The organism is Flavobacterium sp. C3NV, from assembly GCF_046825355.2.
Taxonomy (GTDB): domain Bacteria; phylum Bacteroidota; class Bacteroidia; order Flavobacteriales; family Flavobacteriaceae; genus Flavobacterium.
The window spans coordinates 34,688-47,424 of the sequence record NZ_JBKQBJ020000017.1 but is presented as its reverse complement, the minus strand read 5'-3'; the positions used below and the strand labels follow the sequence as shown (position 1 = coordinate 47,424).

The 12,737-nt window shown below is 32.8% G+C and carries 13 protein-coding genes; 12 read left to right on the top strand and 1 reads right to left on the bottom strand.

The window, feature by feature from the left end:
• The first annotated feature begins 17 nt into the window (after positions 1–17).
• Positions 18–386, top strand: a complete 369-nt coding sequence (locus tag ACIDC4_RS20540) for a four helix bundle protein (protein WP_065450863.1) — start codon at positions 18–20, stop codon at positions 384–386.
• 58 nt (positions 387–444) lie between these two features.
• A complete protein-coding gene (ctlX, locus tag ACIDC4_RS20535; protein ID WP_412043705.1) occupies positions 445–1,380 on the top strand; it encodes a citrulline utilization hydrolase CtlX in 936 nt (311 codons plus the stop codon).
• 93 nt (positions 1,381–1,473) lie between these two features.
• On the opposite strand, the gene ACIDC4_RS20530 is transcribed toward ctlX, so the two are convergent.
• Complete coding sequence (locus ACIDC4_RS20530) at positions 1,474–2,103, bottom strand: MarC family NAAT transporter (protein WP_230033103.1); 630 nt, start codon at positions 2,101–2,103, stop codon at positions 1,474–1,476.
• A 151-nt stretch (positions 2,104–2,254) separates the two neighbouring features.
• Here ACIDC4_RS20530 and ACIDC4_RS20525 point away from each other — a divergent pair, with 151 nt between their 5' ends.
• From ACIDC4_RS20525 to ACIDC4_RS20480, 10 genes are all read left to right on the top strand, one after another.
• On the top strand, positions 2,255–2,620 hold the full coding sequence (locus ACIDC4_RS20525) for a CoA-binding protein (protein ID WP_230040847.1): 366 nt from the start codon (positions 2,255–2,257) through the stop codon (positions 2,618–2,620).
• A 181-nt stretch (positions 2,621–2,801) separates the two neighbouring features.
• Positions 2,802–3,422: a recombination mediator RecR gene (recR, locus tag ACIDC4_RS20520; protein WP_078005993.1), complete on the top strand. Its 621-nt coding sequence runs from the start codon at positions 2,802–2,804 to the stop codon at positions 3,420–3,422.
• 70 nt (positions 3,423–3,492) lie between these two features.
• Positions 3,493–4,284, top strand: a complete 792-nt coding sequence (locus ACIDC4_RS20515) for a polysaccharide biosynthesis/export family protein (RefSeq protein WP_412043706.1) — start codon at positions 3,493–3,495, stop codon at positions 4,282–4,284.
• Between the two features lie 15 nt (positions 4,285–4,299).
• A complete protein-coding gene (locus tag ACIDC4_RS20510) occupies positions 4,300–6,747 on the top strand; it encodes a polysaccharide biosynthesis tyrosine autokinase (protein ID WP_412043707.1) in 2,448 nt (815 codons plus the stop codon).
• Between the two features lie 8 nt (positions 6,748–6,755).
• Positions 6,756–7,739 carry an SDR family oxidoreductase gene (locus ACIDC4_RS20505; protein WP_412043708.1) on the top strand — a complete coding sequence of 328 codons (984 nt, stop codon included), beginning with the start codon at positions 6,756–6,758 and terminating at the stop codon, positions 7,737–7,739.
• 28 nt (positions 7,740–7,767) lie between these two features.
• The gene (locus ACIDC4_RS20500; RefSeq protein WP_412043709.1) at positions 7,768–9,159 is read left to right on the top strand and encodes a UDP-glucose 6-dehydrogenase; all 1,392 of its coding nucleotides are present in this window, start codon (positions 7,768–7,770) and stop codon (positions 9,157–9,159) included.
• Positions 9,160–9,241: 82 nt separating this feature from the next.
• Positions 9,242–9,709 carry a UpxY family transcription antiterminator gene (locus ACIDC4_RS20495; protein ID WP_230033088.1) on the top strand — a complete coding sequence of 156 codons (468 nt, stop codon included), beginning with the start codon at positions 9,242–9,244 and terminating at the stop codon, positions 9,707–9,709.
• A 270-nt stretch (positions 9,710–9,979) separates the two neighbouring features.
• Positions 9,980–11,293, top strand: coding sequence for a nucleotide sugar dehydrogenase (locus tag ACIDC4_RS20490; RefSeq protein WP_412043710.1), 1,314 nt, complete (start codon positions 9,980–9,982; stop codon positions 11,291–11,293).
• A 15-nt stretch (positions 11,294–11,308) separates the two neighbouring features.
• Entirely contained in the window at positions 11,309–11,731 is a 423-nt protein-coding gene (locus tag ACIDC4_RS20485; protein WP_412043711.1) for an adenylyltransferase/cytidyltransferase family protein, read from the top strand.
• A 3-nt stretch (positions 11,732–11,734) separates the two neighbouring features.
• Positions 11,735–12,736, top strand: a complete 1,002-nt coding sequence (locus ACIDC4_RS20480; protein ID WP_412043712.1) for a mannose-1-phosphate guanylyltransferase — start codon at positions 11,735–11,737, stop codon at positions 12,734–12,736.
• The last annotated feature ends 1 nt before the right edge of the window (position 12,737 follow it).

Genomic DNA, 12,737 nt, shown 5'->3' with positions numbered 1-12,737 from the left:
TTCAATAAGTTTTTTTTATGAAAAGTTATAAAGATTTAGATGTCTACAAAATTGGACTGGAGCTGTTTTATATAGTTCATCCTTCGTCGCTAAAACTTCCTAAGTATGAATTGTATGAGTTAGGAAGTCAGATTCGTAGATCTTCAGATTCTATAGTTTCTAATATAGTTGAAGGTTATGGGAGAAGAAGATATAAAGCGGATTTTATTAAATTTTTAATTTATTCACATTCAAGTTGTCTTGAAACTATTGGGCATTTAGAAAAAATAGCGAAACTTTATCCTAATACATTTAGTAGTATGGATCAGTTAATTAATAATTATGAAGGGTTGGGAGGGAGAATATTTAATTTTATTAAATATGTTGAAGAGAAGTGGAAAAGTTAAGTACCTTATCGTTTAGAAACTCAAAACTCATAACCTACAACCCATAACAAAAATAAAAATGAAACAAACGACAAATGCAATTGTAATGATTCGGCCAGTTGCTTTCAGAATGAATGAGCAAACAGCTGTAAATAATTATTATCAAAAAGTATTAGACGGACTTTTGCCAAGTACAGTAAATGCGAAAGCGCAGCGAGAATTTGATGTTTTTGTAGAAAAGTTAAGAGCCGTTGGGGTTGATGTTACGGTTATTGATGATAATTTGGAAACAGATACACCGGATAGTATTTTTCCAAACAATTGGGTTTCTTTTCACGAAAATGGAGATGTAGCACTTTATCCAATGTTTGCAGAAAATCGTCGTCAGGAACGTCGAGAAGATATTTTGGATACTCTTGAAGACAAAGGATTCGAAATTGCTAATATAATGGATTATACATCTGCAGAAGAAGATGGCTTTTTCTTGGAAGGAACAGGAAGTTTACTTTTAGACCGAGCAAATGCAAAAGCATATTGTGCACTGTCTCCTCGAGCTGATGAAGAATTGTTTATCGAATTTTGTGAAGATTTTGATTATGCTCCAGTTATTTTTGAAGCTTTTCAGACAGTTGAAGGAGAACGTAAACTAATCTATCATACTAATGTAATGATGTGTTTAGGAGAAACTTTTGCGGTTATCTGTGCAGATTGCATTGATGATAAAAAAGAACGTAAAATGGTTCTTGAAAACCTAAAAGCGGACAAAAAAGAAATTATTCTGATTACCGAGGCTCAGGTAAATAACTTTGCCGGTAATATGCTCGAAGTTATAGGTACAAATGATAAGAAATATATCGTTATGAGCGCATCGGCACATCAAAGTTTAACTCCAAAACAAATTACTCAATTAGAAAATCATGCTGAAATTTTAAGTTCAAGCCTGGATACGATTGAGGCTTGCGGAGGCGGAAGTGCAAGATGCATGATGGCAGAAGTGTTTTTGCCAAGAAATTAAGCTTTAGTAGCTTTAAATAAAAAAAAATCCAAATTCCAAAAGCTGAATATTTCAGTTGGAATTTGGATTTTTTTATTTGAAATATTGAATAAGTTACATCAAATTCCCTTTGACTATATTGATAATCGAACTTACGATATATTGAATTCCGATAGAAATTACTATAAAACCAACAATTCTGGAAATAGCCACAATTCCTGAAGCACCTAATATTCGGGCTAAATAATGTGCGCTTTTCAAAATGGCAAAAATGGCAACTGCAATAGCCAAAATGGCTAGAGAAGATATAATGATTTCTTCTATTCCGTGATGTTCCTGATAAAAAGCAATAAGTAACGAAATTGATCCCGGTCCGGCTAGCATTGGTATTGCTAATGGAGTTAGTGCGATGTCATTACGTTGTTGCGCATCCGTTTCAACCTTTTTATTGATTCCTCGTTTTTTATTGATTTTTCCGGAAAGTAATGAAAACCCAGAGTTTACAATTACAATTCCGCCTGCAATTCGAAGCGCGTCAATGCTAATTCCAAAAAAGCTTAGAACATATTGACCAATAAAAAACGAAACGATCAAAATGATAAAAACGTTTATAGCGGTCCAAAGCGAAATTCGGGAACGTTCTTCCTGAGAATCATGCTGTGTAAGTCCAACAAAAATTGGCACGGTACCAATTGGGTTTAAGACCGAAAAAAGTGCCGCAAATAAATAAATGAATAAATCCATGTAGTTTGAGTTAATGAAGTAAAAATAGTTATTTTTTGATATCTGAAAGCAAATTCTTGTTAGGATATTGTCGCGAATGTTATTATTTCTAAATCAATAACCTAAAATAAGCTCATTCTTTTTGATTACTTTTGTAAAATATTTAAAAATGATGAAAAATAAAAAAACTTTAGTTCTGGGTGCAACCACTAAACCAGATCGTTACGCTTTTAGAGCCATAAATATGTTAGTCGAAAAAGGACATACTGTATTAGCAATTGGTCAAAACACAGGAGAAGTTGCAGGTGTAAAAATTCAAACCAAAGCAATTCCGGTAAAAAATATAGACACAGTGACCTTATATCTAAATCCTGCGCGTCAGCGTGATTACTATAATTATATAATTGAAGCACAGCCAAAGCGTGTAGTTTTTAATCCGGGAACCGAAAATCCCGAATTATATCAATTATTAGAATTGAATAATATTAAGGCAGAAGTTGCTTGTACTTTGGTTTTATTAGCTACGAATCAATATTAATTTTTTTTAGGAGCTATTTCCAGCTGTCCACTATATCTTTTGTGGTGAACCCCACCACAAAAGGATGCCGTTATCATCTGGGCTAGAAAGAACTTTTGTAATTATAATTAGTATTCTTGATCATATTGAATTTAGTTGTCGCCAAGTCTACTAAACCATTAAAAATATTACTTTTGTCGTCATGGAATTTTCATCAAAATTAATAGAAAAAGCGGTCAACGAAATGTCACAATTGCCAGGAATTGGTAAACGTACGGCATTGCGCTTGGTGCTTCATTTATTAAAACAGCCAAAAGAGCAAACGGGCTTTTTATCTCAGGCATTATTAAATATGCGTGAGGATATTAAATTTTGCGAAAGCTGTCATAATATTTCAGACACAAAAGTTTGCGAAATCTGTGCAAATCTCGCGCGAAATCATCAGACTATTTGCGTAGTCGAAGATATTCGTGATGTTATGGCGATCGAAAATACCGGTCAGTACAAAGGAATTTATCATGTTTTAGGCGGCAAAATTTCTCCGATAGAAGGTGTTGGTCCAAGTCAGTTAAACATTTCGAGTTTGGTCGAAAAAGTAAAAGCGGGAAAAGTAATCGAAATTATTTTTGCCCTAAGCTCAACTATGGAAGGTGATACAACCAATTTTTATATCTATAAACAAATTGCTGAATCAGAAATTATAATTTCTACAATTGCCAGAGGTATATCAGTAGGCGATGAATTAGAATATGCAGATGAAATTACCCTCGGAAGAAGTATTCTACATCGCGTTCCGTTCGAAAAAACTTTCAAAAACAATTAAATAAACCCAAATAAAGGTTAGATTTTCTGAAGATTAAAGGAAAAGCTATATTTGCGATAAAATTTCAATAATGACAAAAAACGGCTTTTATATACTACTGCTAATTAGTGTGTTGTTTACATCCTGTATTCCAGTAAAAGATTTAACCTATTTACAGGATAAAAATACTTCAGCAGAGCAAAATAATATTGCTGCAGTAGAATCTAAACCTTACAGATTACAGGTAAATGACATTTTAAGTGTCGATATAAAAGCGATAGACCCTAAATTAGTTTCAATTTTTAATACAACAGAAGTTTCTTCGGGAGCAGGAAAATCTGAATCGACGTTATATTTTAACGGATTTACAGTTGATGATCACGGTAATATTAGAATGCCTATTTTAGGAGAAATTAATGTTATAGGATATACTCTTGAAGAAGTTCGGGTTACAATTGAAAAAAAATTACTGGAAGAATATTTTAAAAAAGAAGCTAATATTTTTGTTACCGTAAAATTAGCAGGTTTTAGATATACAATAAATGGCGAAGTAGGAAGTACGGGTACAAAAACATTGTTTCAGGAACATGTAAATATCATGGAAGCTATTGCAAATGCAGGAGATATAACCATAACCGGGAATAGAAAAGCAGTAACGATCATTCGTCAGACTCCAACCGGCGTACAAATGCATGATATTGATTTAACAGATGTTAATGTAATAAAATCACCTTATTTTTATTTACAACCAAATGATTATGTTTATGTAAAACCACTTAAACAAAAAAGTTGGGGAACAGGAAAAACAGGTATAGAATCCATAACTACAATTATTACTGTTTTGTCATTGGCCACGACAGTTTTTCTATTGCTTAAAAACTAAACTTAAATTCAAAAAATGTTAGATATAAAAGATTTTTCCATTTTTGAGAATCATTCAAATTTTGATTTTAAAGGATTCTTGTTGAAGATTTTAAGTTATTGGAAATGGTTTTTAGCTAGTTTGATCATTGCTTTTACAATTGCATATCAGGTAAATATTCGAAAAGAAAAAATTTACGCCATGCAAACCATGGTTTCTATTAAAGAAGAAAGAAATCCATTTTTTACATCAAATACCAGTTTAGTTTTTAATTGGGGAGGGGTTTCAGATCAGGTAAACGGAATTTCGACTATAATACAATCACGATCTCATAACGAATTGGTTGTAGATAAATTGCAATTTTATATCGATTACCTTACACAAGGAAAATACAATTTGGTCGATTCTTACGGTGCTGTTCCTTTTTATGTCAATATAGACAAGTCAAAAGGTCAATTGGCAAACACCTTGATCAGTATTAAATTCTTGAGTGCCAATGAATATGAAATTCGCATCCCTTTCGAGAATAATTCGGTTTCATTAATAACCTATTCTAATAATACTTATAGCAATACTGCGGTTCAGCCTACAGAATTTGTAAAAAAATATAAGGTTGGAGAACAAGTTTCGTTACCTTTTTTAAACTGGAAACTTCAAATCAATGATAATCCCGGTATGTACACAGGGAACGAATATTTTGTAAAATTCAATGATTTTGATGGTACTGTATCAGGCTATAGAGGAGTAAATGTTAGTTCTGATGATAAAGGCGGGTCGATATTGACATTATCAATGCAGGGAACAAACAAAGCACGAATGGTGGAGTATTTGAATGCTACGGTAAAAATGTTAATCAAACTTCAGCTTGACGGGAAGAATCAGTTTGCAAACAATACCATACGATTTATTGATAGTACTCTTGTTGCAATGGAGTCGCAATTGAAAGAAACGGGGAGTGAACTCAAAACCTTTAGAAAAGATAAAAATATTTATGAAATAGAAGGCGGAGGAGAAAAGGTTTCAGATAAAATCATGGATTTTGATGTCGAAAGAGATCAGGTTACAAGAAAAATTGCCTATTACAATTCTTTAAAATCCTACTTAAATAATAGCGTTGATTATTCGAGATTGCCTGCGCCATCTGTTGCAGGAATCGAAGACCCAAATGTTGTTGTAAACGTCTCAAAACTTATTGCCCTTTCTACGCAAAGATCAGAAATGGCTTATGCGGTAAAAAGCGACAAGATATTTAAAGATTTTGACAACCAAATGCAGGCTGTAAAAAATGTTTTGCTGGAAAATATAGCTTCTGCAAAAGGATCTTTATTGACAGATTTAGCAATGGTAAATTCTAAAATTGGTCAGGCCGAAAGTACTGTAAAAAGACTTCCGGAACAACAGCAGGAATTATTGAAGATCCAGAGAAAATATGATTTAAGTGATAATATTTATAATGAATTTTTGAAGAAAAGAAATGAGGCTGAGATTGTAAAAGCATCAAATTTATCAGATCTTCATTTTATCGATCCCGCAAAAGATATTGGCGGAGGATTAATAGGTCCTAAAACTTCTGTAAATTATATTTTAGCTTTATTCTTAGGAACCTTAATACCTTTATTATTCATTTTCGGAATTTTCTTTGTTAATAATTCGATCCAGAATACTGAAGATATTAGCAAATTAACTCAAATACCATTAATTGGAGTGATTGGGGTTAATAAAGATTCTCTGAATTTAGCGGTTTTCGATAAACCAAAATCAGCACTTTCAGAAGCCTTTAGAACGATTCGTTCTTCGTTGCAGTTTTTATATAAAAAACAACAAGTAAGCGGTTCAAAAACATTGATGATCACTTCGTCTATAAGTGGTGAGGGAAAAACCTTTTGTTCGATAAACATCGCTACAGTTTTCGCTTTAAGCGAAAAGAAAACAGTAATCATTGGTTTGGATTTAAGAAAACCAAGATTGGCAGATGAGTTTAATTTGAAAAATCAAATAGGGGTTGTAAATTATTTAATAAAACAAAATAGTTTAGCTGAGATTATAAACCCTACACAAATTCCGAATCTTGATGTTATTCTTTCTGGTCCAATTCCGCCAAATCCGTCAGAGTTAATTTTGAGCGATGCAATGCGGGACTTGATTTTGGAGCTGAAACAGCAATACGATTATATTATTCTGGACACGCCTCCGGTTGGGTTAGTGTCAGATGCATTAGAGTTAGCACAATTTGCAGATGTTACGCTTTATATAGTGAGACAAAATTATACTAAAAAAGACATGATAACGTTGCTAAATACCAGGGTGCAGCGCGGCGAGCTTGCAAACGCGAGTATTATTTTAAATGGTTATGAGAATAAAGCGAAATATGGCACGGCTTATGGATATGGGTATGGTTATGGAGCTTACTCAAACGGTTATCATGATGAAGGAAATAAATTAAGTTTCTGGAAAGAAATTTTGAATAAATTCAGAAAAAAATAATTGGTCATATGAAAATATCAACTCAACATACAATTTTAATTACAGGTGGAGCGGGCTTTATTGGTTCCAATTTGTCCGAGTATTTTTTAGGATTGGGACATAAAGTAGTTTGTCTGGATAATTTTTCTACAGGGCACCGTCATAATTTGAAAGATTTTATAGAGAATCCAAATTATAAATTAATAGAAGGAGATGTTCGAAATATTGCCGATTGTATTTTGGCCGTCGATGGAGTTGATTATGTTTTGCATCAGGCCGCTTTAGGTTCTGTTCCAAGATCTATAAATGATCCCATTACGACAAATGATGTTAATGTTTCCGGTTTTCTAAACATGTTAGTAGCTGCTCGTGATGCAAAAGTTAAAAGATTCGTATACGCAGCAAGTTCTTCAACCTATGGAGATTCTCAGGGATTGCCAAAAGTAGAAGATGTTATTGGTAGACCTTTATCACCATATGCAATTACAAAATATGTAAACGAATTGTATGCTGAAATTTTCAGTAGAACTTACGGTTTAGAAACGATAGGTTTGCGTTATTTTAATGTTTTTGGAAGAAAGCAAGATCCAAATGGAGCATATGCCGCTGTGATTCCAAAGTTTGTTAATCAGTTAATGAATTATGAAAGTCCCGTTATTAATGGAGACGGAAATTATTCCCGTGATTTTACTTATATCGAAAATGTAATTCAAATGAATGAATTGGCAATGACGAGTCAAAATCCGGAAGCTATAAATACAGTTTATAATACCGCATTTGGTGATCGCAATACATTAAACGATCTGGTAGGATACTTAAAAAAATATCTATCAGAATTTGATGCTAAAATTGCTGATGTAGAAATTGTTTATGGAGAAAATAGAGCAGGAGATATTCCGCATTCACTGGCAAGTATCGATAAAGCAAAAACAGTTTTAGGATATGATCCTAAATATTCATTGCAAGATGGATTAAAAGAGGCTGTAAGCTGGTATTGGAATAATTTAAAATAAAATAAGGATCAAGATAATAGTAAATTAAATGAAAATTACAAAAATTTGTTGCATTGGTGCAGGTTATGTTGGAGGTCCGACAATGGCAGTAATTGCTCAAAAATGCCCGAATATTCAAGTCACAGTTGTTGATTTGAATGAACAAAGAATTAAAGACTGGAACGATCCAAATACAGATAATATTCCGATTTACGAACCGGGACTTTCAGAAATAGTTGCTGAAGCAAGAGGAAGAAATCTTTTCTTTTCAACAGAAGTAGAAAAAGCTATTGATGAAGCTCAGGTAATTTTTATATCTGTAAATACGCCAACAAAAACCTACGGAAAAGGAAAAGGCATGGCTGCCGATTTAAAATATATCGAACTTTGTGCAAGACAAATTGCCAAAGTAGCGAAGCAGAATAAAATTGTTGTCGAAAAATCAACTTTACCAGTACGTACGGCTGAGGCTATAAAAAGTATCTTAGACAATACCGGAAATGGAGTTCAGTTCCAAATCTTATCAAATCCTGAATTTTTGGCTGAAGGAACTGCTGTAACTGATTTATTACATCCGGATAGAATTTTAATTGGTGGAGATGCAACACCGGAAGGTGAAGAAGCCATTAATGCTTTAGTTGATGTTTATGCAAATTGGGTCAGCAAAGATAAAATCCTAACGACAAATGTTTGGTCATCAGAATTGTCTAAACTAACGGCAAATGCATTTTTGGCACAACGTATTTCATCTATCAATGCCATGTCTGAACTATGCGAAAAAACCGGTGCTGATGTCAGCGAAGTGGCAAAAGCAATTGGGATGGATAGCAGAATTGGGCCGAAATTTCTAAAAGCATCAGTCGGTTTTGGAGGTTCTTGCTTTCAAAAAGACATTTTGAATTTAGTTTACATTGCAAAATCTTATGGATTAAATGAGGTGGCTGATTATTGGGAGCAGGTAATTATAATGAATGATCATCAAAAAAGAAGATTTTCGAATAAAATAGTTCAGACCTTATACAATACGGTTGCGGATAAGAAAATTACATTTTTGGGATGGGCTTTCAAGAAAGATACCAATGACACCAGAGAATCTGCTGCAATTTATGTTGCTGATGATCTTATCAATGAGCAGGCAAAAATCTCTGTTTATGATCCAAAGGTTTCGAGAAATAAGATGCTTAGCGATTTAGATTATTTAGAAACCAGAAGTGATGAAGCAAATAGCAAAGCCTTATCAATATTTGATAATGCTTATGAAGCATGCAAAGATGCCCACGCCATTGCGATTCTAACAGAATGGGATGAGTTTACTACTTACGATTGGCAAAAAATTTACGATTCGATGCACAAACCGGCATTTCTTTTTGATGGAAGAAATATTCTGGATGCAAAAGAATTGGAATCAATAGGCTTCATTTATAAAGGAATAGGTTCTTAATTGCAAAAGATATTGAGGTGAAATTTAATATGAAATGAATAAGGGAAGATTGGTTTAAGGTTTTATTTCAATAAAAAGAAAAATGAAGAATTGGTATGTAGTGTATACAAAACCCAAATGGGAAAAAAAAGTTGCAGAAAAACTCAATGAAATTGGAATTGAATGTTATTGTCCATTAATAATTCAAATCAAACAATGGACAGATAGAAAGAAGAAGATTGAGGTGCCGCTTTTTAACTCCTATGTTTTTGTTCAGTTAGAAGATGGCGATCGCAATTCCGTTTTTCAGATCTCTGGTGTAGTTCGGTATTTGTTTTGGTTAGGAAAACCAGCGATTGTTCGTGATGAAGAAATTAATATCATAAAAACAAGTTTGGCATCTCCTAACTTAAGTGATGTTTCAGTATCTTCGATTCAGGTTGGTGATCGTATAAAATTAGAATCAGGAGCTTTTAGTAATCAGGATGCAATAGTTCAGGAAATCTCAAATACTTATTATACGTTAGTTTTGGAATCTTTAGGGTGTGTCCTTAAAATAAAATATAAATAATATAGTTATATTGTGTAACTATTGGTAATAAACAGAAGGTAAAATTTCTCCAAATAGAGATTTTATTTTCTGTTTTTTTTATAAGGTAAATTTTTACATACTGATAGATAGTGTGTTGGTGCTTAGTGTTGCTATTTATTTGTTAGTTTTTTCTGTATTACGGGAAACCGTATTGAATAAATTGACTTAATGTGCTATATTTGCCGAAAATGATTTTAGAGTATCTGTGTCCAATCTTTGTGACTCAGAGTGGCGAAGCCGTGAATTGTTATGACTGAAATAGATAAAAAAGATTACAAATTGAACGAAAACATAAAAATCGCCATTATTGGTTTAGGTTATGTTGGCCTGCCTTTGGCTCGATTATTTGCTACTAAATATTCAGTTATAGGTTTTGATATTAATGAAGCACGAGTAGCTTCTTTAAAATCGGGTACAGATACAACATTAGAAGTTGATGATGCTACATTGCAGAATGTTTTAGTAGATAATTCCACTTCTGAAGCCGGATTGTATTGCACGACTTCTTTAAACGATATTGCAGATTGTAATTATTTTATAGTTACAGTTCCTACGCCAGTAGATAAAAATAATCGACCAGACTTGACTCCATTATATAAATCGAGTGAGTCTGTTGGTAAAATATTAAAAAAAGGAGATATCGTAATTTACGAGTCAACAGTTTATCCAGGTGTTACTGAAGAGCAATGTGTTCCTGTTTTAGAAAAAGTTTCAGGATTAAAATTTAATGAAGACTTCTATGCCGGATATTCACCAGAAAGAATAAATCCCGGAGACAAGGAGCATACAGTCGAAAAAATACTAAAAGTTACTTCAGGTTCAACACCTGAAATTGGTTTTAAAGTTGACAATTTATATAAGTCCGTAATTACTGCTGGAACACATTTGGCACCAAGTATAAAAGTGGCAGAAGCGGCTAAAGTTATTGAGAATTCACAAAGAGACATTAATATCGCTTTTGTAAATGAACTGGCTAAAATATTCAATTTAATGAATATTGATACGCAGGAAGTATTAGCTGCCGCATCAACAAAATGGAATTTTTTACCATTTAAACCAGGATTAGTAGGAGGACACTGTATTGGTGTTGATCCCTATTATTTAGCACAAAGAGCTCAGGAATTTGGATATCATCCCGAAATAATTTTAGCAGGTCGACGTTTGAACGATAGCATGGGAGAGTATGTTGCTTCACAAATAGTGAAGTTGATGATCAAAAAAGGAATTTCGGTTAATGGAGCAAGTCTTTTGATGCTTGGAATTACTTTTAAAGAAAATTGCCCAGATGTTCGTAATACAAAAATTGTAGATGTTGTAAAGGCATTAAAAGAATACGGAATCTTAGTGACAATATTTGATCCATTGGCTAATGCGAATGATGTAAAAAAAGAATATAATTTAGTAACAATTGACACTTTGCCAAATGATACATTTGACGCAATTGTGCTCGGAGTTTCTCACAAAGAATTTTTAGAATTAAATTTCTCAGAGTTGCAAAAAGAAAATAGTTTATTATACGATGTTAAAGGAGTTTTGGGTAGTATAGCTGATAATAGACTTTAATTTTTAAATTAAATTATGAAAGTAGGAATAACTTTTAGTGCTTTTGATTTATTACATGCCGGACATATTAAAATGTTGGAAGAAGCAAAAAGGGAATGCGATTATTTGATAGTAGGTTTGCAGACAGACCCAACACTTGATCGTCCTGAAAAAAATAGTCCTTCGCAGACAGTAGTAGAAAGATATATACAATTAAAAGGCTGCAAATTTGTAGATGAAATTGTTCCTTATGCCACCGAGCAAGATCTGGAAGATATTTTGCGCTCTTTTAAAATAGATGTACGTATTATTGGTAATGAATATCGCGAGAAAAATTTTACGGGACGTGATTATTGTGAGCAGAAAGGAATAACATTATACTTTAATGTTAGAGATCATCGATTTTCGAGTAGTAACCTTAGAAAAGAGGTTGCTGAAAAACAATTAAAAAAAATATAATATATGGGAGTGTCAATAACTCACGTTATTTTAACTGGTGGAGTAGGTAGTAGATTATGGCCGCTTTCAAGAAAAAGCCAACCTAAACAATATTTAGAGATATTTGAAAATAAATCTTTATTTGAGATAACTGTTGATCGTAACAGTCATTTAGCAAATAAGGTAATGGTAGTAGGTAATGTAGATAATCATCACTTGAGCGGAAAAGTTATGGATAAAACCAAAACTTCTTATGTAAACATAGTGGAAGCAACACCTAGAAATACTGCTGCTGCCATAGCTTTTGCGGCATTTGCTTCAAATCCTGATGATATATTAATTGTAACACCTTCAGATCACATTATTGATAAAATAGAGGATTATAATAAAGCAATTAATGAGGCTGTTTCAAAAGCTCAGGATGGTTTTATTGTGACTTTCGGAATTATTCCTACCAAACCAGAAACTGGATATGGTTATATCGAGTCAAAAGGAGATAACGTAATTTCATTTCGTGAAAAACCAAATCAAACTACAGCAAAAGAATTTATTGCAAAAGGGAATTTTTTATGGAATAGCGGAATGTTTTGTTTCAAAGCTAGTGTTCTTTTAGAGGAACTAAAGCAATTTCAGCCGGATGTTTATGAGAAATCTAAAGCTGTCTGGGAAGCAAGTAAAAATGGTTTTTTAGATTTGGATCTATCATTAGAAATTCCATCAATCAGCATTGATTATGCTGTTATGGAGCGCAGTAAAAAAATAAAAGTAGTACCTGCTGCTTTTTCGTGGTCAGACTTAGGATCATTTGAATCGGTTTATGATTATTTAGTATCAAAAAATCATCCTGTTGATAAAAATGGAAATATGGTAATTGGTTCTGGTAAGCATACTACTTTTTTGGGATTAAAAAATACTATTTTTGTGTATACTGATACAGCAAATTTAATTTTACAAAAAGAAAACTCACAAGATGTTAAGGATATCTACAGTGAGTTAGAAAAAATAAATTCAGATCTATTAAATTAAT

Coding starts and splice junctions, on each gene's coding strand:
- ACIDC4_RS20490 (WP_412043710.1), top strand. CDS start 9,980: ATGACTGAAATAGATAAAAAAGATTACAAATTGAACGAAAACATAAAA.
- ACIDC4_RS20500 (WP_412043709.1), top strand. CDS start 7,768: ATGAAAATTACAAAAATTTGTTGCATTGGTGCAGGTTATGTTGGAGGT.
- ACIDC4_RS20505 (WP_412043708.1), top strand. CDS start 6,756: ATGAAAATATCAACTCAACATACAATTTTAATTACAGGTGGAGCGGGC.
- ctlX (WP_412043705.1), top strand. CDS start 445: ATGAAACAAACGACAAATGCAATTGTAATGATTCGGCCAGTTGCTTTC.
- ACIDC4_RS20480 (WP_412043712.1), top strand. CDS start 11,735: ATGGGAGTGTCAATAACTCACGTTATTTTAACTGGTGGAGTAGGTAGT.
- recR (WP_078005993.1), top strand. CDS start 2,802: ATGGAATTTTCATCAAAATTAATAGAAAAAGCGGTCAACGAAATGTCA.
- ACIDC4_RS20485 (WP_412043711.1), top strand. CDS start 11,309: ATGAAAGTAGGAATAACTTTTAGTGCTTTTGATTTATTACATGCCGGA.
- ACIDC4_RS20525 (WP_230040847.1), top strand. CDS start 2,255: ATGAAAAATAAAAAAACTTTAGTTCTGGGTGCAACCACTAAACCAGAT.
- ACIDC4_RS20515 (WP_412043706.1), top strand. CDS start 3,493: ATGACAAAAAACGGCTTTTATATACTACTGCTAATTAGTGTGTTGTTT.
- ACIDC4_RS20530 (WP_230033103.1), bottom strand. CDS start 2,103: ATGGATTTATTCATTTATTTATTTGCGGCACTTTTTTCGGTCTTAAAC.
- ACIDC4_RS20495 (WP_230033088.1), top strand. CDS start 9,242: ATGAAGAATTGGTATGTAGTGTATACAAAACCCAAATGGGAAAAAAAA.
- ACIDC4_RS20510 (WP_412043707.1), top strand. CDS start 4,300: ATGTTAGATATAAAAGATTTTTCCATTTTTGAGAATCATTCAAATTTT.
- ACIDC4_RS20540 (WP_065450863.1), top strand. CDS start 18: ATGAAAAGTTATAAAGATTTAGATGTCTACAAAATTGGACTGGAGCTG.